The sequence below is a fragment of the Elusimicrobium minutum Pei191 genome, assembly GCF_000020145.1.
Classification (GTDB): Bacteria; Elusimicrobiota; Elusimicrobia; order Elusimicrobiales; family Elusimicrobiaceae; genus Elusimicrobium; species Elusimicrobium minutum.
The window spans coordinates 953834-973883 of record NC_010644.1; the positions used below are offsets into that span (position 1 = coordinate 953834).

Annotated in this window: 20 protein-coding genes and 1 tRNA gene; 9 read left to right on the top strand and 12 right to left on the bottom strand. The window is 38.0% G+C overall.

The genetic code is table 11. From position 1 onward, the window contains the following. Positions 1 to 25: 25 nt before the first annotated feature. Positions 26 to 583, bottom strand: a complete 558-nt coding sequence (gene rfbC, locus EMIN_RS04425; RefSeq protein ID WP_012415034.1) for a dTDP-4-dehydrorhamnose 3,5-epimerase — start codon at positions 581 to 583, stop codon at positions 26 to 28. Further along, on the bottom strand, positions 570 to 1454 hold the full coding sequence (gene rfbA, locus EMIN_RS04430) for a glucose-1-phosphate thymidylyltransferase RfbA (RefSeq protein ID WP_012415035.1): 885 nt from the start codon (positions 1452 to 1454) through the stop codon (positions 570 to 572). The genes rfbC and rfbA overlap by 14 nt, the downstream gene beginning before the upstream one ends. Positions 1455 to 1564: 110 nt before the next feature. Here rfbA and EMIN_RS08270 point away from each other — a divergent pair, with 110 nt between their 5' ends. Beyond that, positions 1565 to 2518: a rhamnan synthesis F family protein gene (locus EMIN_RS08270; protein WP_012415036.1), complete on the top strand. Its 954-nt coding sequence runs from the start codon at positions 1565 to 1567 to the stop codon at positions 2516 to 2518. Here EMIN_RS08270 and EMIN_RS04440 read toward each other — a convergent pair whose 3' ends face one another. Then, positions 2519 to 4936, bottom strand: a complete 2418-nt coding sequence (locus EMIN_RS04440) for a glycosyltransferase family 9 protein (protein ID WP_012415037.1) — start codon at positions 4934 to 4936, stop codon at positions 2519 to 2521. Positions 4937 to 5156: 220 nt separating this feature from the next. On the opposite strand from EMIN_RS04440, the gene EMIN_RS04445 reads away from it, so the two are divergent. Next, positions 5157 to 5231 (top strand) — tRNA-Arg (locus tag EMIN_RS04445). 332 nt (positions 5232 to 5563) lie between these two features. Here the strand turns inward: EMIN_RS04445 and EMIN_RS04450 are convergent. From EMIN_RS04450 to EMIN_RS04475, 6 genes are read right to left on the bottom strand one after another with little or no spacing between them, the layout of a single operon-like run. Further along, on the bottom strand, positions 5564 to 6007 hold the full coding sequence (locus EMIN_RS04450) for a DUF6339 family protein (RefSeq protein WP_012415039.1): 444 nt from the start codon (positions 6005 to 6007) through the stop codon (positions 5564 to 5566). 6 nt (positions 6008 to 6013) lie between these two features. After that, positions 6014 to 6643 (bottom strand): hypothetical protein, encoded by a 630-nt coding sequence (locus tag EMIN_RS04455; RefSeq protein ID WP_012415040.1) that lies wholly within the window; start codon positions 6641 to 6643, stop codon positions 6014 to 6016. 16 nt (positions 6644 to 6659) lie between these two features. After that, positions 6660 to 7262, bottom strand: coding sequence for a hypothetical protein (locus EMIN_RS04460; protein ID WP_012415041.1), 603 nt, complete (start codon positions 7260 to 7262; stop codon positions 6660 to 6662). An 18-nt stretch (positions 7263 to 7280) separates the two neighbouring features. Next, a complete protein-coding gene (locus EMIN_RS04465; RefSeq protein ID WP_012415042.1) occupies positions 7281 to 8039 on the bottom strand; it encodes an enhanced serine sensitivity protein SseB C-terminal domain-containing protein in 759 nt (252 codons plus the stop codon). 19 nt (positions 8040 to 8058) lie between these two features. Then, entirely contained in the window at positions 8059 to 9084 is a 1026-nt protein-coding gene (locus tag EMIN_RS04470; RefSeq protein WP_187146148.1) for a hypothetical protein, read from the bottom strand. Continuing rightward, entirely contained in the window at positions 9044 to 9418 is a 375-nt protein-coding gene (locus EMIN_RS04475; protein WP_012415044.1) for a hypothetical protein, read from the bottom strand. Before EMIN_RS04475 ends, EMIN_RS04470 begins: the two co-directional genes overlap by 41 nt. 116 nt (positions 9419 to 9534) lie before the next feature. Here EMIN_RS04475 and EMIN_RS09665 point away from each other — a divergent pair, with 116 nt between their 5' ends. Then, positions 9535 to 9750 (top strand): HTH domain-containing protein, encoded by a 216-nt coding sequence (locus EMIN_RS09665; RefSeq protein ID WP_083759834.1) that lies wholly within the window; start codon positions 9535 to 9537, stop codon positions 9748 to 9750. Here the strand turns inward: EMIN_RS09665 and EMIN_RS04480 are convergent. Together EMIN_RS04480 and EMIN_RS04485 are read right to left on the bottom strand one after the other, a co-directional pair. Continuing rightward, on the bottom strand, positions 9668 to 10174 hold the full coding sequence (locus EMIN_RS04480) for a carboxymuconolactone decarboxylase family protein (protein WP_012415045.1): 507 nt from the start codon (positions 10172 to 10174) through the stop codon (positions 9668 to 9670). The genes EMIN_RS09665 and EMIN_RS04480 overlap by 83 nt on opposite strands. 54 nt (positions 10175 to 10228) lie before the next feature. After that, positions 10229 to 11272, bottom strand: coding sequence for an alpha/beta hydrolase (locus tag EMIN_RS04485; RefSeq protein WP_012415046.1), 1044 nt, complete (start codon positions 11270 to 11272; stop codon positions 10229 to 10231). A 149-nt stretch (positions 11273 to 11421) separates the two neighbouring features. Between EMIN_RS04485 and EMIN_RS04490 the strand changes: the two genes are divergently transcribed. Continuing rightward, positions 11422 to 12318 carry an AraC family transcriptional regulator gene (locus EMIN_RS04490; protein ID WP_012415047.1) on the top strand — a complete coding sequence of 299 codons (897 nt, stop codon included), beginning with the start codon at positions 11422 to 11424 and terminating at the stop codon, positions 12316 to 12318. Between the two features lie 533 nt (positions 12319 to 12851). Here the strand turns inward: EMIN_RS04490 and EMIN_RS04495 are convergent. Next, the gene (locus EMIN_RS04495) at positions 12852 to 13277 is read right to left on the bottom strand and encodes a flavodoxin (RefSeq protein WP_012415048.1); all 426 of its coding nucleotides are present in this window, start codon (positions 13275 to 13277) and stop codon (positions 12852 to 12854) included. Between the two features lie 101 nt (positions 13278 to 13378). On the opposite strand from EMIN_RS04495, the gene EMIN_RS04500 reads away from it, so the two are divergent. From EMIN_RS04500 to EMIN_RS04520, 5 genes are read left to right on the top strand one after another with little or no spacing between them, the layout of a single operon-like run. Continuing rightward, positions 13379 to 15157 carry an ABC transporter ATP-binding protein gene (locus tag EMIN_RS04500; protein ID WP_012415049.1) on the top strand — a complete coding sequence of 593 codons (1779 nt, stop codon included), beginning with the start codon at positions 13379 to 13381 and terminating at the stop codon, positions 15155 to 15157. After that, positions 15154 to 16893, top strand: a complete 1740-nt coding sequence (locus EMIN_RS04505; RefSeq protein ID WP_012415050.1) for an ABC transporter ATP-binding protein — start codon at positions 15154 to 15156, stop codon at positions 16891 to 16893. Before EMIN_RS04500 ends, EMIN_RS04505 begins: the two co-directional genes overlap by 4 nt. An 18-nt stretch (positions 16894 to 16911) precedes the next feature. Then, complete coding sequence (locus tag EMIN_RS04510) at positions 16912 to 18003, top strand: NAD/NADP-dependent octopine/nopaline dehydrogenase family protein (RefSeq protein ID WP_012415051.1); 1092 nt, start codon at positions 16912 to 16914, stop codon at positions 18001 to 18003. Next, the gene (locus EMIN_RS04515; RefSeq protein ID WP_012415052.1) at positions 18000 to 19388 is read left to right on the top strand and encodes an MFS transporter; all 1389 of its coding nucleotides are present in this window, start codon (positions 18000 to 18002) and stop codon (positions 19386 to 19388) included. The genes EMIN_RS04510 and EMIN_RS04515 overlap by 4 nt, the downstream gene beginning before the upstream one ends. Further along, positions 19385 to 20047: a sirohydrochlorin chelatase gene (locus tag EMIN_RS04520; RefSeq protein WP_012415053.1), complete on the top strand. Its 663-nt coding sequence runs from the start codon at positions 19385 to 19387 to the stop codon at positions 20045 to 20047. The genes EMIN_RS04515 and EMIN_RS04520 overlap by 4 nt, the downstream gene beginning before the upstream one ends. The last annotated feature ends 3 nt before the right edge of the window (positions 20048 to 20050 follow it).

The window sequence follows — 20050 nt, forward strand, 5'->3', positions numbered from 1 at the left end:
GTTCACCTCAAATTACTTAATAAATTTAGTTAAAAAACGGCTGCTTTTTATATACTTCAAACCATGGGTAAGATTTGTCTTTTTCATTAACAATCTCACCGCCAAAAGGTACTTTCCAGTCAATATTTAAAACGGCGTCATTGTAAAGAATGCCGCCTTCGGACTCTTTGTTATAAAAATTATCGCATTTATACTGGAAAACGGCGCTTTCGCTAAGCACGCTAAAACCATGCGCGAAACCACGGGGAATATAAAACATTTTTTGGTTTTCTTCCGATAACTCGACGCCAAACCATTGCCCGAACGTTTTGCTTTGCGGGCGCAGGTCAACGGCAACGTCCCAAACTTTGCCCCGCTGCGCTCTTACAAGTTTAGCCTGGGCGTGAGGAGGGGCCTGAAAGTGAAGGCCGCGTATTACGTTTTTAACGGAAAAAGACTGGTTGTCTTGAACAAAATTGCTGACTATACCAGCATCCTCAAAAACTTTTTTATTGTAACTTTCAAAAAAATAACCGCGTTCGTCTTTAAAAATTTTAGGAGTTATTACTATTAATCCTTCAATTTCAGGTTTAAAAAAATCCATTTTCCATATCCTTTGGTATGCTTAAAATATATTGACCGTATTCGGTGTTTTTCATTTTTTCCCCCGAAGCCAGCAACTGCTCCATAGTTATCCAGCCGTTTTTAAAGCCTATAGCCTCAAGACAAGCTATTTTAAGCCCCTGTCTTGTTTCTAAAGCTTCTATAAAAATGGACGCCTTTATCAAATCCGCATGAGTGCCGGTGTCAAGCCAGGCCATACCCCTGCCCATTAGATTAACGGCAAGTTTGCCCTTTTTTAAATAGTGTTCGTTAACGGCGGTTATTTCAAGCTCGCCGCGGGCCGAAGGTTTTAAGTTTTTAGCTATTTCAACCACTTCGTTATCGTAAAAATAAAGCCCCGTAACCGCCCAGTTGGATTTGGGGTTGGCGGGTTTTTCTTCTATAGAAACAGCATTATAGTTTTTATCAATTTCAACTACACCGTAGGCCGACGGGTTTTTAACATGATAACCGAACACGCAGGCCCCTTCTTTTAAAGCGGAAGCTTTTTCCAGCATAAATTTTAAATCACGCCCGTAAAAAATATTGTCGCCTAATATTAAAGACACATTGTCTGTGCCTATAAACTCCTCCCCCAAAATAAAAGCCTGGGCAAGACCTTCCGGCTTGGGCTGCTCTTTATAACTTAATTTAAGACCGAATTGGGAGCCATCGCCGAGTAAATTTTTAAATAAAGGCAAATCATGAGGCGTTGAAATAATAAGAATTTCCCTTATACTGGCAAGCATAAGTATTGATAAGGGGTAGTAAATCATAGGTTTGTCATAAACGGGAATTAATTGTTTGGAAACCGCCAAAGTGGCCGGGAAAAGCCTGCTTCCTGTGCCGCCGGCAAGAATTATACCTTTCATAACGCTCCTTTGTATTCGTAATATATCCGTAATTTTATACCTTTTCTCGGTATATTATATAATATATTATATCTAAAAACATTAGGAACCACTTGAAACAGGATATTATAATGAAAAGAATAGCATTATTGGCGGGATACCATAAAAAAGGCTTAATTTCCGACTATGTTGTATATTACGCAAAAGAGTTGGCAAAAATATCGGACGTTTACTATTTTGCCGATTCGGAAATGAAAAGCGGCGAGTTGGAAAAACTTGCCCCCTACGTAAAATTCGCCGGCGCCAAAAGACATGAAAATTATGATGTAGGTTCCTGGCAGCAAATAATAAATATGTTAGGTTGGGACGCTATAAGCCAATATGACGAACTTATTTTATGCAATGATTCCTGCTTTGTTCCTGTGCACGATTTAAAGCCTATTTTTGATAAAGCTTCCGCGCAACAAGATTGTGATTTTTGGGCAATGGGTAAAGGTTATGACTGGGATTCAAAAACCTGGCATTTATACGGCTATTTCATGGTTTACAAACAGAAAGTTACACAAAACGCTGTTTTCCGCAATGCCATAAGTGGTTTTAAAATAGACAAAAGCTGGGAAAACATCTGCCCTTTTTCTGAATTTATATGGACGCAAATGTTTATTGAAGAGGGATTCAAGCCCAAAACAGCTTTTGATTTTAAGGATAATTTGGGCCATTCCTGGCGCACATATATTAAAAACGGCATGCCCATTTTTAAAATAAAAATTTTTACTAAATTCGCTTTTGAACTTAATACGGAAAGCTTAGCCGGCTGGCAAAAATTTTTAAAAGAAAATACTGATTATGACCCTAAACTTATTGAAAACCATCTAAAATCAATAAACGTGCCTTATAAAAGCTCTTACTATTTTTTCCACTCTAAAAATATTAAACGGGCCATAAGAAAAATACGCCGTTGGTTCTTTTACTCAAATAAAAAACACGGTAACGATATCTTAAGAATTTTTGGAATTTATATAAGGAATAAAAACGTTGACTTTGACACTACCATCTATGAGGATAACAGTATTCCCCTTTTGTAATTAAACGCCAAGCGTTTTTTGCGCGGAAGAAAAAACCTCTTCAACGGCTATAGTCTGCATACATTGCGGGTTATTTTTAAGCACACATTCATTAAGCCATTCCTGCAAAATCCACATACAGTTACCGCAGTTTTTAGCGTGAATATTTATATTGGAAGGATAAGAAAAATATTGTTCTGAAGAAGAACCATACATAATTATTGAATGCGCGCCGCATATCCCGGCCATGTGGGACATGCCTGACTCAACGTCAAAATGAAGTTTAGACCCTTGCAGCAAAGACGGCAGCTCGGAAAAAGCTGTCTTGTTAATTAAATTTATATCAACGCCTTTAAAAAAAGGATTATCCCCAGCTCCTAACTGCACTATTTTATACTGCGGGTATTTTTGTTTAAGTTTTAATATAAGGCCTTCCCAATTTTCCTGCGGCCAGGAACGGGTGGGACGATTATGCCCCCCTGCCAAGCAATCACCTATACCGTCATGAACGGTAATATATTCCTTTTCTTTCAAACCGTATTTTTGCAAAACATCACGGTTTAATTTGTTTTTAAAAGGTTCCCATGCGGGAAGTTCCGTGTCCAAGCCCGCGGAAAACCCCATTATATTAAAATTGTTAAAACCGTTATCAAGCGCGAAATTTGATAAAATTCCGTCTAAAAGAGAACCGTAAAGGTGAAAAGAGCGGAATGCTTTTTGCCTTTGTAAAGCACGCTCAAAAACAGGCAAAAAACCGGGAGCTAGTTTTTTAATTCTGCCAAGTTTATAAAAATCAAAGTTATAAACATGTGAGCCGCTTAACACCAAATCATAATCTTTTCTTTTATATCTGTTGCCTGTAAAATCAGATATAGCCCCGCCGCCGGAAAAAAGCGTTTCTATAACATTGCGCTTTTCATGGCAAAGGGTAATTTCCGCCTCAGGCAAAGCGTTTTTAATTTGGGCAAAAAAGCGCCCGTTCATACAAAGATCCCCAATTCCGCCGCGGGTGTGAATAAGCACTTTTAAAATATTTCGCTTATCTTTTTTACCAAAAAAGTATTGTATATCACGTTTAATATTTTTGCGTTTTTGGTTAAGCGCGCGTTTAAAATCGTCTAACTTATAAGCAACCCTTACAATGCCGCTTTTAACGGCGCAATAGTTTATTAAACCTTCCGTCTGTAAGGCAAATAAAGCGGTTTTATCTTCAATAGAGTAGTTGATTTGCGTTAAATCCTTTTTCTCTGCGTTTTTAAGATAGGCCTGCGCGCGTTCAAAAACAGTTTGCGGCGTTATTGAAGCCATGCAGGCTTTAGACTGCGGCTTATTTAAAATACAGCGGCTTATCCAATCACCTGTTATATTCATACAGTTGCCGCAGGAAGGCGCGGTAATATTGATATTTCGCTCATAGGCAAGATATTCTTTTATGGAAGGGCCAAACATTACCACACAAATGGTATCAAGCAAGTGGGCAAGATGCACCATGCCGCTTTCCGTATCAATATGCAAAACGCTTTTTTGCAAAATATAAGGCAAATCGGCAACGCGTGTTTTACCTACTATAGAAACATCAACAAAATCAAAAACAGTGCTGTTACTCCCACCTATTTGCACAACAGTTATATCAGGGAAAGCGGCTTTAAAAAGACGCGTAAACTCACGCCAATGTTCTTTGGGCCAGGCGCGCGGCGGATAACCTTTGGAAATATCTGTATTGCTATTGGTCCCGTCGTGAATAGTAATATATTTTTTACCTTCAAGCCCTAAAGTTTTAAGAATTTTAAAGCCGTCTTCTTTAAGCTCAATCGGCGCGCGGTCATTTTGTTTAATATCAAGGCCCGTTGAAAGTCCAAGGTTTGCAACGCGCGCGGAACCGTAACGCACCGTGGAGTGCGCCAGCAATCCGTCAAGCTGCGGGGGATTATGAGTGTAAACATCTAAAATTTTTTGCATGGCAAGACCTTTTTGGAAAGTCTGCCAAAAACCGGGCGCAAGTTTTTTTATTCTTTCTTCTTCGTAATAATCAAAAGAAAAACTGTGTGAACCCGCTATAACCAAATCATAATTTTTAGGGTTGTAATTACGCAAAACGAAACTGACGGTAAATTTACCGTCAAGAAAAATCATGTTAAAAACTTCTTTACTGTCAAAACAAAAATCGATCTTGGCATTAGGCAGCGCCAAATGCAGTTTACTCATAAAAACCCTGCTCATGGCTACGTCACCAATGCCGCCGCGCACATGAACCAAAACGCAAAGTTTATCTTCTTTTGGGGCCGTTTTTTTAAAAAGGTTTTTAGATGATTTTTTTAATTGTTTGCGAAGCCTTTCAGCCTTAACCGCTAGAGCAATAAAAACGCTTTTTTCCTTACGCATATTAATGATAGCTTTTGTTTGCGCGCTGTCTAATTTTAAACGGTTAAATTTTTCCATATGATTATTATATAAAAATTGATACTTTGAACAGTATATTCTGAAAACAAATCGCAACTGTTATAGAAAGTTTATATATTACTGTAAATAATAGGCCCTGTTAAAATTTTGCTAAAATATGTTTAGTGTTTAAAATTTTTTAGCAAACCCGGTATATATTTTGTAAAATATAAAAGAAATAAAAAGCAGTAACTCTGCAGGAAATTTTAAACAAATTTACGCGCCCATAGCACAATGGATAGTGCACTTCCCTGCGAAGGAAGGGATACAAGTTCGATTCCTGTTGGGCGCACCATTTGAAAAAAGCACTTCCAAAGAAGTGCTTTTTTTGTTGTATAGTTGTTAAACTATCGTCGGCGGTTTTACTGGAAAGCCATAGTCCCCATTTTGTGCGGAGATACAGAGGGCTGAATATCGGCCATTTTCGCCCCAACCTCTCTCTTCCCCAATTCCCAGGGGGCACAACTTTTTAATTATTGCTTAAAAAGTCCAATGTAATTTTAGAAATTTCTTCTGAAGAAAGATAATCTATTGATGTAACGGCAGAGTAGCGCCTTAAGTATTTGATGCAATCACGAAATTTATCGGAAGAAACCCCATTTTTTTGGTCAATATGCTGTTTTAGACCTAATAAGATACCCATTTTACAACATCTTTATTTACACAAAAAGGAGTATCCAATAAATCTGCTGATATTTGCTGCCCAGTAAACAAAGTCCTGGTAAGATGATATTTATCTGCGGAGTTATTCTCGTCGCAAGTTAAATAGCCTGCCCACCATAATCTTGAAATAGCATTCATCCTTATTAAAGATTTTTTATCGGTAACAAAAAATCTGTTTTTTATTCTTTTTAAGACCCCTTCCCCTGAATCTTCGTTATTATGGGAAGAAATCCATCGATTTATAACATACTCACGATAATTAACATGTGACAGATATGAGCATAAATATCTTGTATTTGCCTGCAATGGAGATAGGCCTTTAAATGCTTCATAAAGTCGTTTTGCATTTTCTAAATCCTGGATGTTTTTTTTCGTATCAGATAAGGAAATCCCTGGTGACGAAATCATTATACCCTAATTTTTCTCTACAGCTTTATCTACTAAGTAATTCATAAAAATTGTTAAGTGTTTAATAATATTTTGCAACAAGGGTTCATTATACATGGCATCAGACGGCCCTTGTCCGAAATATATTTCTCCATTGACCAAGAAACTCAAGCGAATGTTTCCTTTAGGTGGCGGTGGTAGTCTTTTTTCTTTCCATGGGCCTATTTTAGCAGCAATAATTTCTGCTTCCTTAAAAATATTTGTGACGTCATAAGAGGGAGACACTCCTTCCCAAAACAAAAGTTTGCCTGAATAGTTTATATAACGTGCGCTTCCATCTGCATAAACAGCAAGAGTATCAAGCCCTTGAGGCATATGATATTCAAATATAACCCCTAAGATATCTCTGTTGTGTGGCACAATATGTAAAGTTGTTAGTTTCCGATAAGCAAGCACGCGAATTCTGGACTCTATTTTATTATCAGTTGCAATTTTTGCAAGAACGCCCATATCAGGATTACTTGAAAAAATATCTGGATAAATATTTTCCATCTTTTTATATATAGCAAAATCATCACAAAATAAACTTTCATATATTTCTTTTATAATATCATCTTGTTTTTTTTCTTTTCCAAATATTTTGCTGAGAAATCCCATTTTATCCCCTCTTAAATTATTGAACCTTTTGTTCGGCTTGTTGTTTTTCTTGCACGACTCTAAAACCTGTAATAATATCGTTTGCGTCATAAAAGAAATTGCTAAAAGGATCTTTATTATCAATAATTTCTTTTTCTTTTATCTGTGCTGTATATAACGTACCATCTTTAGATAGAGCAAAAAATGTCATGTGCCCGGGTTTTATTTCAGGAAATTCAGAAGGATGCATATTTATCAATCTTTTTTCAGCATCAACAACCATTTTCCTGGCAGAGTTTCTGATGTTTTCATGTCCTTGTCCACCGATATACCCGCCCACGCCTTCTTCATTTTTGCTTTGAAAATATATACTGGCATCACCAGATGTTGATCCAACTATAAAAATTCTATTTTTTCCATCAGATATATCTTTGCTAACTAATTCTATCCCAACCGTATAGATTTCCCTTGAACCAACAAACTCCACACTCTCCAGCTGATCTTTGGGTAACCCAGAAAGCCATAAATTTCGTATATCTTCATACATTGGGGATATTGGAGTTAATTTAGTCTCACTCTCTTTACCTTTACATGCGAATACAATCATCGTCAATATCAGCAAAAACACTATTTTCCACATAAAATGCTCCATAAGCTATTATTTTTTATAAAAAGGTTCTATCGTGTTGAAATAATCTAACAACACCGCCTTGCCGTCTTTTTGTATAAAATCTACAAATTCACTCTTACCAATAAATTTTGACACAATATAGCCCGCTTCGTTAGTTAAGGGTTTTATATCTCCCTTTGCTTCTATGCAAAAAATATAGTGAGGGGGTTCCTTAGTAGCCGGATTAAAAATCCATCCTATGTACGCCGCCTCAACTTCTAGCTTAGTTGAGAAAAGATCTTTTAAAGCATTAAGCATATCATGCGGATATTTTGCCGGAGCACCTATTAATACTTTCATAGGGTTATCAATTTTAATTTGTTTGGATAATCCTGGTCGTGGCTGTTCGCTGAGGATGGATTCAATTTCATTTGGAAGTAGAAATTTACCATGATCCGAATAAGGATTCAAAACAAAGGTTGCTCCTTTTGCATTTTCAAACAAATCTCTGCCTTTTATTTCGTATATATTTTGTTTTTCTTTAACAACATTATTATCAAAAATACGTTCCTTTGAGGTGAATATAGGGATTTTTCCATCATTAAACGCAATAAAGGCAATTTTATCACCTTTTTGAAAAGTTTTTCTATCAGTCCCATCTTCTTTGGGGTAAATTACTATCAGCATAGCTTCCAATAACAAGTCATAAAATGTTCCCTGATATATGGGATCACTTGCGGCCTTTTTTAGGGCCTCATATAAATCTGGCTGGATTGGTTTCTTTTTCAAAAAATTAAATATTCCCATAGTTCCTCATTGTTTATTTTTAAAATGAATATGTGTCTGTATACGAAGCCTTTCTTTCCTCTTCTTTTATATGACAATATTGAAACTTTTTTATAAGAGTGTTAAATATTCGCTCCTTTGTTTCTTTATTTTTCTTCATTCGGGTATCACACTCTTTGGGAAATTTTCCTCTAAAAAATATTTCATACATCCAGGCTATACAATAATCATCCTTGGAATTATAATTTTTTTTATTACACTTTTTACTAAAAGCCATATTATATGGAGCACTACTATTTTTCTCAGAAAGGAGCATGAAATTGTTAGCTACAAGATACCTATTATCTGTCCACAAAACAGGGCATTTATCATCTTCCAAAAACTCGTCGCATTTAAAATCGTAGAGTTGGTCTTTTTTTTGATATTCCGCATAATCTTTCTCTGCACGCGCAGCTTCCTTTTTTCTCTTTTTTTCATTATGAATTCGTTCTTTTATACATTTTTTGGTTTTATCACATTCAATATCTTTCCAAAAAGACAATTTTTCTTTGCCAGTACAAGCCCCTTCTTCACAATATTCATCCGCAGGGGAGAATGTGATGATATTTATTCCATCTTTATGAATAATAAATTTATATAAAGGCCGAAACACATCTTCCTCTATTTTCCCTGTCTCGTAAATCTGCCCATTTTTAAAAACAAGAATAAATTTTGGGTATAAATAATCTTCAGGAGGCTGTTTTTTGGGATCGTATCCTTCATCAAATACAATATATGGATGTTTGTCATATTCATCCATACAATGAACTCCGTCTGCGTCAGAACTGATTATATGCCTATCTACATACTCTTCACATTCTTCATTCATACAAAAACGAATATATGTTTTTCCTATATCAATATCTTGTGAATTAACTACACTTAAAGGACTAATGGCAAAACATTTACTCCAACTGAAAGAAAGTGAAAATGATGCTGTGGAAGATAAAAGTAAAATTAGTGGGATAGCTAGCCTTTTCATTTTATTAACTCCTCCCATCCCAAAGAAAAATATCTTTCTTCCCATCAGGGATCATCCAACCAGGCGTTTCATTATTCCGATAAATCAAAAAATGTTTTGCCACATCATTATCAGAAAGAGAATTAGAAGAAGCTAGAATATCATCAACAACAGTAACGAGTTCCCCCATAGGAAACAACTCAATATATTCAATCCCATCAATGACAGTGGGTTGTTCCGATAGTTCCTCAGAGTTTAATATTATAATATCCGATTCCAAAGAAATCCTTTCTTTCATAAAAAAATCAACAAAAGCAAGCTCAAAGCCCAATTTTTCTTGTTCAAGAAATCTATTTAAAGTATTGCCCCGTATATGGCCTATTAAATCTTTTAGCTTCATGAAATATTCCTCTTTCTAAATTCCCTACGATAGTTTTATTATATTAGAATTTTTCAAAAAATGCTTCCGATTAAAAACGACATAAAATTGTCGGTCTAATTTGTTAATATGTAAGTATGAAAAAAGAACAAGATATAAAACGCCTCACACGTATAGTGAAACTACTCAACATTTTATCTTCAGGGAAGCTGGTTGTTGCCGAAGTTGCTATGGAATTGAATGTGTCCGTTCGCACAATCCAAAGAGATATTAGAACCATAGAAGACGCAGGCTTTCCCATATATGATGAGAAGCCGGGGCAAATAGCGCATAGGCGGAAGTATTTTTGGTAACTGTTTTTGCGCCTGTCAATTTAGCCAAATTTTCTGCCCCTGTATCAAATTTGCTTTTACTTGAAGACACGGCTTTTGCTTCTGGCCCCAAAACATCTTTTATCCCTTTTGCTTTTCTGTCCTCTAAAACACCAATAAAAGTATTAATAGCGTTTAAACTTCTGGGAAATCCGCTGTAAGCGTACATTTGTATCAGAACTTCTTTGATTTCATTAATTGTAAGTTTATTATCCAACCCTTCATGTAGCGCTTTGTTAAGTTTATCTAGATCCCCGACGGCTGTTAAAGCTGCTATTTTAGCTATACTTTGCTGTCTTGGCGTTAATGCTTGCAGTTCAACTGATTGTGCTATGTAAGAAAATGAGAGTACGGAAATAAGTACGGCCATTATTAGTGTAAGATTTTTTAATTTTATATTTTCCATTTTGACCTCCGGCCTAAGGCGGCCATATATAATGGGCCGCCTTAAACCTTATTTTTACTTAAGATTTTGCTTAAAGAAACTATCCAGTTTCGGGATAGTTAATTTCATATATTCCGGCCTGTCGTAAAGGTCCACGTGCGACGCGCCGGGCACTACATATAGCTCCTTAGGCTGAGCTGCCTTGCTGTAAGCATCTTCGCTAAAGTAGGCAGATACGGCCCGCTCTCCAACAATAAATAGCAACGGGCGGGGTGAGATTGTTTCTATCTGTATAAACGGGAAGAAGTTCATCATTGCCGCTTGGCTTACTAAAGAGTATGCGGTATCCGTATTTGGGTGTTGCGCACGGGGCGTGCGGTAATAGTCATAAAACTCACGGGTGTTTTCTGTATCTTTATCAGTAATACTGGCAGGAACGCCAAGAGTATCGGTACGTTTTTCCCCTCTAAATTCCTTTGTGCGTAAATCGCCTATAAGGTCAAGCGTTTTCATGCGTTGTTCGTAGGAGATAGCGTCGCCAAGGCCCTGCCTGCGTGCGCGGCCCAAGTCATACATGCTTACTGTAGCAACAGCTTTAACTCTATGGTCAATAGCCGCCGCACTTACCACATATCCGCCGCCTCCGCAAATACCCAAAAGACCGATGCGTCCTGCATCAACTAAAGATTGGGTGCTTAAAAAATCTACCGCCGCAATAAAGTCCTCTATGCGGATATCAGGTATTTCTATATTGCGCGGCTGCCCGCCGCTTTCACCCCAAAATGAAGCGTCAAAAGCAAGAGTAACAAAGCCCATTTCCGCCAATTTTTGTGCATGCAGGCCTGACGTTTGCTCCTTAACACCGGTAAAAGTATGGCCAACAACAATTGCGGGATGTTTTTTATTTTTATCAATATTTTTTGGCATATACATATGTCCCGCTATTTCTATGCCAATTCTGTTTTTAAATATAACTTTTTCCATTCGCACACTATCGCTCTGCCGGAATGTAAGATGAGCCGCCGTTGTTGTCCCCTTACATATTTTATATACACCCCATACTATAGAACTTGTTAAAACCGCCGCCGCTACTACTATTAGTATTAGTTTAAGATTCATCATATCCTCCTGTAGGTTTAATCTTGTAGCTATAGTATATTTCTTTGAGATAGGAGTTTAAAGATATAAAAAAGCCTAATTATTGCCTAATTCTCTCACCGCCAAAAAAATAAGTTATTACATATGATAGAATCAATACAGAGGTTTATATGAACAAAAACTTATCTGAACTAAACAAACAACTGCAAGAAAAAGTGCTTAATTTAGTCCCGAAACCGGGCAGCTTTGCCACTGATATAAAAGGTCTTAGAATATTTAGAAGAAACCAGCCCGAAGAGGCAAGAAAATGTTTTTATAAGCCTATCATTGCTTTAATGCTGCAAGGCAGCAAACAATGTGTTTTCAACGCTGAGAAAATAGAATATGTAGCAAACGAATGTCTGGTAACAAGTATTGATATACCAAGCGCAAGCAGAATTACGGACGCCTCCCCCGAAAAGCCGTGTATAGGAGTTACACTGGGAATAGACAGCTTTATAATAAAACAGCTTATCATTGAAACCAATCTTTTAAAAACAGATTATCCCGCCCAAAGAGCAGTTGGCGTAACAAAGGCTAACAGCGAAATACTGGACGCGTTTTTACGTATTGTAACGCTTTTAGAGCAGCCCAAAGAACAGCAAAATATTTTAGCTCCCATGATTATACGCGAAATTTACTACCGCCTGCTTATGACGCCTGTAGGCGAGCAGCTTAGAATGGTAAATACTGTCGGCACAAAAAGCAACCAAATTGCCACGGCAATAGAATGGCTTAAAGAAAACTTTAAAGAAGAATTGAATGTTGAGAAACTTGCCGCAAAGGTAAATATGTCCCCTTCCTCTTTTTACCGTAATTTTAGAAAGGTAACAGATGTAAGCCCTTTGCAATACCAAAAACAATTACGCTTATATGAAGCGCAGCGTTTGATGGTGTCTGATAATTTGGATGCTGCTAACGCCGGATACGCCGTAGGATATGAAAGCCCCACACAATTTAACAGAGAATATAAACGAATGTTCGGCAACCCGCCGAAAACAGATATAAAAATACTACAAACTCTTTAGCTTATATTAAAACACAAACCCAGCCAATTCTATAAAAACATTTGGCATAGTGCGGTAAAAAAATAAGCAGAAGTTTGGCTTTCCCATCATAGTAAATTTAAATATTTATATAGAAATAAAAAAAATAAAAATCAGCCTTATTTATACAGATAAACAGGATTTTAAAATTAAAAAAATATTAAATTTTTGCTAAGTAACTTCTATATATAAATACAATCTATTTTGCTAAATAATTATGAAACTCCCCGGGCTCACGCTTCCGGGGTTTCTTTTGTTTCAAAGCTTCACTTTACGGTCTCAATAGCAAATAGTAACGCCTCCGCAGCAACAAGGCGGGAGGCGTTGTGAAGTAAGCAGGCCGACCATCCTTTGGCTTACCCAGGGAGGGGTGTGTAGTCCGTAAAAAAAGACGTCTTAAAAAGACGTCTTTTTCGTTTATTATAATCCTTTTCGCAAGTTACACAATTTCCCCCTGCAAAAAAGATTTTCCACCCCAATAAAACTAAAGCACAAAATAAAGTATGGGGATAAAATTAAGAAGCGGCTAGAGTTTTACCGTATTCCTCACATTTTGTCATGCCGTAGGCGTCGGGCATAAGATTAATTGTAAGGCCTTCAGCCACAAGGTTGGCGCCTGCAGCTTTAACCCTCTCTTCCCAATCGCGCATCCATTGGCCCGTACCCCAGTCATAAGAGCCGAACAACGCAACCTTTTTGCCGGAAATATTACCCTCTAAAGAAGACATAAAAGGTTCCATTTCGCTTTCTTCCAAAACTTCGGCACCCATTGAGGGACATCCCAAAACTATAATATCACTGTTAATAAATTCTGGGTTAACGCCCCCTACCGGGTAAACTTTTACATCAGCGCCGGCCTGTCTGGCGCCGTCGGCTATGGCATTGGCCATCATTTCCGTATTTCCCGTACCGCTCCAGTACACAACAGATATCTTGCTCATAAAAAATATCCTCCTATTGCAAATTTACTTTTTTAGATATATAATGTTAGCTGTAACTAACATTATTAATCATACCTAAATTATTGGAAGATTGCAAATATATGAAAAAAGAAACAAAAAAACGCGGGCTGACCCGTCTTATAGAAATAGCGGGCACCAAAAAATGGTGGCTGTTAGGATCAATGACGCTGGCGGTATTAGCATCTATCGCCCAGTTTGTGCCTTATCTGGCAATATTTAACATAGTAAAAGAATTAGGCCTTAATATTAACACGCCGGAACTGATAAACAAGGCCGATATTTGGTTTTGGGGAAAAGTAAGCCTTTGGGCAATAGTCGCTTTCGGGGTACTTACTTTTACCTCGTTAATATTATCACACATAGCGGCCTTTAATATTCTTTATGAACTGCGCATGATGATAAGCAAAAAAATGCCTAAACTGCCTTTAGGTTTTTTTACGGTAAGTTCGTCAGGCCAGTTAAAAAAAGTAATGTCCGAAGACGTGGAAAGAATAGAACTTTTTGTGGCGCATAATATACCGGATTTAACAACAGCGTTTGTTTTTCCCCTTCTTGTTATAGGTTATCTTTTTACTATCGACTGGCGTCTTGCCTTAGTACTTTTAGCGGTAATAATAATAGCGGTGGCGTTTCAAAGTTCAATGTATTTAAATAAAAATGCCATTGCAAGCCAATATAAATACCATGAAATTTTGGGCAAATTAAACGCAAGCATAATAGAATATGTACGCGGCATGCAGGTAATAAAGATATTTAACCGCTCGGCGGGTGCTTTTAAAAAATTAAAAGAAAATATTCTGCGTTATCGTGATTACGTTATAAAAGTAACTGAATTTTACGCTTTGCCATATTTGGGGTTTTATAACACTCTTTCCGCAGTGCTTTTAATACTTATTCCGGCATCTATATTATTTTTAATTAAGGCGCCTTCTTACACAGGCTATCTGCCCACGGTTTTAATGTTTTTACTTTTAGGCGGCGGTATATTCTTCCCCTTTTTAAAACTTATGTGGATGACAAACCTTCTTATGCAAAACAGTATGGGTATAGGCTTAATTGACAATATTTTAAAACAAGAAGAAATAAAAGAAACCGAAAATCCTAAAATGCCAAAAGACTCTTCCATTGAGTTTAAAGACGTTTCTTTCGCCTATAAAAATAATGAAGTGTTAAAAAATATTACCTTTATCGCCGCTCCCGGCACTCTTACAGCGCTTGTGGGACCGTCTGGCGCGGGTAAATCAACAATAGCCATGCTTACCGCCCGTTTTTGGGATATAAAAAAAGGTGAAATCAAAATAGGCGGCGTTAATATAAAAGATATTCCTTTTTCAAAACTTATGGATAATATTTCCTTCGTATTTCAAGACAATATGCTGTTTTTTGACACTATTGAGGAAAATATACGCATGGGTAATAAAACCGCTTCTAAAGAAGACGTGGTTAACGCGGCAAAAGCAGCGCATTGTCATGAATTTATTGTTAATTTAGATAAAGGTTATGACACGCTTGTAGGAGAGGGCGGCACATATCTTTCCGGCGGGGAAGCACAGCGCGTGGCGCTTGCCAGAGTTATATTAAAAAACTCTCCCATACTTCTTTTAGACGAGGCCACCGCATACGCCGATCCTGAAAATGAGGGTAAAATATTAAAATCATTTTCCTCTCTTATAAAGGAGAAAACCGTTATAGTTATAGCGCACCGTCTTTCCACTATAACCGGGGCAGACCAAATACTTGTTGTTGACGGCGGCAAAATAAAAGAACAAGGCACACATGAGGAATTGCTTTTGGCGGGAGGCTTATATAAAAACATGTGGGAAACATACAGCCAAACGCGCGATTGGAGGATAAAATGATTAAAATTTTAAACGCCGCCACACAAGGGCAGGCAAAAAAAATGTTACCCATGCTGGGGTGGACAGTATTGGAATACGCTTTAAGAGGCGCGCCTTACGCCGTTTTACTTTTTGTAGTTTACGAACTTTTCAAACCGCTTGAAACGCCCGGCGCAATTCTTAACACGGCAGCTATAATGAAAGCATGTATTATCCTTTTTATTATAATCGTACTTTTATGCATTGTTAACACAAAGTCTTTCTTTAGCGCGTATAAAGACGGTTACACAATTTGCGCGGGCGTGCGCCTTAAAATGGCCGACCACTTAAGAAGACTGTCCATGGGTTTTTACAACGCAAAAGACCCCGGCGATATAGGTGCATACCTTGTTAACGATTACGCCAACATAGAACAGCTTGTAACGCATCTTGTGCCGCAGGTTGTAGGCGGAGTGACAATGCCTTTAGTATTGCTTATAAGTTTGGCGTTTTTTAATTTAAAACTTGCGCTGGCCGCGGGCGGCGTAATTTTGCTTGCCTTGCCCGCTTTGCTGATATCTATAAAAATATGCAGATTCGCGGGCAAAATTCACCAGCAGACAAAAACTTCCGCAGATTCACGCATGATTGAGTATATACAAGGCATAAAATTTATTAAAGCCTTTAATTTAGGCGGTGATAAATTTGAAAGGCTTGAAAACGCTTTCAGAAAATTAAAAATAGACAGCATACGTTTAGAAGGTGGCAGCGGCCCCACTATTATATTAAGCTCGCTTGTATTAAATACGGGTATAGTTATTATAATGCTTTACGGTTTTAAGCTGTTTACAGCGGGCCAGCTGGAACTTTCTGTTTATCTGATGTTTTTAATTTTAGGCAGCCGTATATACGAACCGCTTTTGCAGTCCCTTATTTTTATAGGATTGATTACATATATGAACCTTGGCGTTGAAAGAATGGAAACACTCAGGAAAACACCCCCTATAAAGGAAGGTAAAAACAATGAAAAAATTAAAAACTTTGATATTGAGTTTGAGGATATAACGTTTTCTTACCATAACAAGCAGGTAATTAAAAACCTAAGCGCTAAAATAAACTCACACGCTTTAACCGCTTTTGTGGGGCCTTCCGGCTCGGGCAAAACAACTCTTACGCGCCTTATAGCCCGCTTTTGGGACGTTGACAGCGGCGCGGTTAAATTAAACGGCGTTAATATAAAAGATTACAAACTTGATAATCTGCTTTCTTGTATATCCATGATATTTCAAGACGTGTATTTGTTTAAAGACACAATATACAACAATATAAAAATAGGTAAAGAGGACGCTACTGAAGAAGAAATATTTGAAGCCGCCAAAAAAGCGCGCTGCCATGATTTTATAATGGCGCTTCCTAACCAGTATAACACCTTGGTTGGGGAGGCCGGCTCCACTCTATCCGGAGGGGAAAGACAGCGTATTTCCATAGCTAGAGCAATACTTAAAGACGCCCCTATAATTTTAATTGATGAAGCCACCGCTTTCCTTGACCCGGAAAACGAGCTTCATATACAACAGGCTATAAACGATTTGGTAAAGGATAAAACCGTTATCGTCATAGCCCACAGGCTAAATACCATAAGAGAGGCGGACAATATTATTGTTATTAACAACGGTAAAGTTGAGCAGCAGGGCCGGCACGACGATCTTCTTTCCCAAGGCGGAATTTACAAAAACTTGTGGGACGAACAGCAGCTTATAAAAAATTGGAAGTTTTAAAAGGATAAGTTTAAAAATATGAAAATAGCGGTACTTGGCAGCGGCCACGGCGGCGTGGCAATGAGCGCGGATTTAGCTTTGTCCGGTTATGACGTAAGTCTCGCGGCGGTTGAAGAGCATTCCGTAAATATAAAACTTTTGCGTTCTTTAGACGGAATTAAAATAGAGGGCTTTACTTCAAGCGGTAAAACGCCGCAGTTCACAAAACCAAAAGTAATTACGGAGGATGTGCCCTTTGTTTTAAAAGACGCGGACATTATTATGGTAATAGTGCCGTCTTTCGCGCAAAGCGTTTATACGGACTTAATAATAAAACATGGTAAAATTAACGCTTTAGTCTTGTTTCCCTGCGGGGGCTTTTCCGCCTTGGAGTTTAGAAACAAATTAAAAATTTTAAACAGGGAAAATGATTTTATAGCGTGTGAAACATCTTCCTTTATTTACACAACAAAAATTACCGGGCCAGGTAAAGTGTTAATTAAAGGAATAAAGGATAATGTGTATTTTGCGGCCGCGCCTTCGGAAAGGACTGGCGAAGCACTTTCCGTTATAAATCAAATTTACCCGCAGTTTAAAAAAGTTCACAACGTTTGGCAAACAAGCTTTAGTAATCCAAGCGCTGTGCTTCACACAATACCAACGCTTTTAAATATGAGCCGCATAGAACAAATGGGGCCGTACCGGTATTCCCATTATGACATTACCCCCTGCATAGGCAAGATAATGGAAGCGGTTGATCGTGAACGCGTTGAGATAGCAAAACATTTATTTCCCAATCCTCCCTCATTTTTAGAAACCATGTGTAAAATCTATAATTTACAAGCTGAGAATATTTACCAGGCGGTTAAAAGCGTAAACGCTTATAATATACAATTTTCTCCCGATGGAATGAAACACCGCTACGTTACGGAAGATATCCCCTACAGTCTTGTTCCGATAGCAACAATAGGCAAAGAACTCGGCATAGACACACATAATATGGACGCTGTTATAAATATAGCCTGTATGGCCAATGGGGAAAATTACTGGCTTACCGGCCGCAACGCTCAAAAAATAGGTTTTGAAGCAAAACCTAAAATAAAAACAGAAAATTTGGTGTTAGCTTTATGAGCGCGGCAAAATTTTTAAGTAAAAATAAACTTTTAATTTTAGCCATATCGGTAGCTTCTTTTATGGTTAATTTAGACACGTATATTATAAACGTGTCGCTCCCTTCGATAGCGGGCGGGTTTAACGCTTCCACCGCGGATATTTCGTGGGTGGCAATGGCTTATAACCTGACGGTTGTTTCATTACTTCTTATATTCGGCAAACTGGGCGATAAAGTAGGTTTGAAATTTTTATTTATAACAGGCTTTATTATATTTACTTTAAGCTCTATACTTTGCGGCTTTGCCCCCTCGTTGCCATTTTTGGTAGCCGGCAGGCTTTTGCAAGGTATAGGCGCTTCAATACTATATGCTTTGCCGCAAGCCATGATACCCAAATACCTGCCAAAAGAAGAACGCGGCATGGCATTTGGCATACTGGCAAGCGCTGCCGCTTTAGGTATAACCCTGGGCGCGCCGCTAAGCGGCATTATAACGGGGCTTTATTCATGGAGATGGATATTTTTTATAAACCTGCCCGTAGGAATACTTGCCGTTATTGTTTTAAACTATTCAATACCTTCTAAAAACACAATAACTAAGCGCGAACCCCACTTTGACATCCCCGGCGCAGTTTTAAGTTTTTTAATGGCACTGGCATTTACTTTTTGGATAAACAGAGGCGGCATTTACGGCTGGACCGCACCTAAAATGCTTTTATGTTTAGCGTTTGCGGTAATTACGTTTGGAATATTTATAAAGAGGGAAAAAAAGGCAAAATACCCTCTTTTAGATTTAAGCCTTTTTAATAATATAACTTTTAATTTCGCCAACATAGCAATGTTTTTAGTATCGGCTTTTTTGGCGGGCACAAATTTTCTTATGCCTTTTTATCTGGCTGAAATTAAAGGCCTTTCCCCCGCGCGGACTGGAGCGGCGTTTATGGTTTATTCCGTGTCATATATGCTTACGGGGCTGGTATCTGGCAAACTGTCAGCCAAAATACCGGCCGGGAAACTTTGCGCGTGGTCAATGCTGCTGGCGTCTGTTACTTTGGCGGGGCTTGTTTATATGTTAAATACAAGCGGTATATATTACATAATTTTATACTTTACGCTAACGGGCGTGTCTTTTGCTTTCTTTATAACGTCAAATAATAATTTTGTAATGTCAATGGCGCCGGAGAATAAAGAAGGCATGGTGTCCGGCGCGCACCGTATGGTAGGGCGCATGGGCATGCTTTGCGGCGTTGCGCTGTTTGAGGCGGTGTTTTCTTTTTACGGCTCCGAAAACCTTATAAACGGGTTTAGAGGAGCATACGCCCTTGGCGCGGCAATGTGTTTTGCCGCTATGCTTTTTTCATTAAAAAAACCAGTGTTAAAATTAAATAAAGGAGACGTAATATGAAAAGAAGTTCAGTAAAAAAAATGTCCGTAATGTCAGGCCTTCTCTTGTTTTTCTTACCTTTTGCGTTAAATATTAACGCCAAAGAATACAAAAAGCCCGGTCTTTTAATTATATCCCACGGGTCAAGCAATCAGGAAGCAAATAATAAAGTTGAAACTATGGTTGAAGAGATGCGTAAAGAAAATAATGATAAAAACTATTTCCACGCAATTGAAAATGCGTTCCTGGAAGTAGGCGCGCCTACCGTAAAAACAGGGGTTGAGCGTTTACAAAAAGCGGGCTGCGACATGATTGTGGCAGTGCCCTTTTTTACAAGCCAAGACGGGCACACGCAGGAAGATATTCCCGTTGTATTGGGCCTGTCATCGGATCCGGAAATTCTTGCCGAACTTAAAGAAGAAGGCATTGAACTTGCCAATCCAAAACTGCCAGTGGTAATAACAAAAACTCTTAATGAAACAAAACTTCTTAGAAACTTCGCTAAAAGTGAGGTTGACTCAATGTCTTTAAAAGGTAAAGAAGAAACTTTGGTTTTAGTAAGTCTTGAAAAAAATGATTATAAAGATATTGTAACACCCAAAATCGCTGAAGCTGCAAAATATGCCGCGAACGCAAAAGGCATAAAAAAACTACAAAGATACTTATTCTTGGCAGGATGAAAC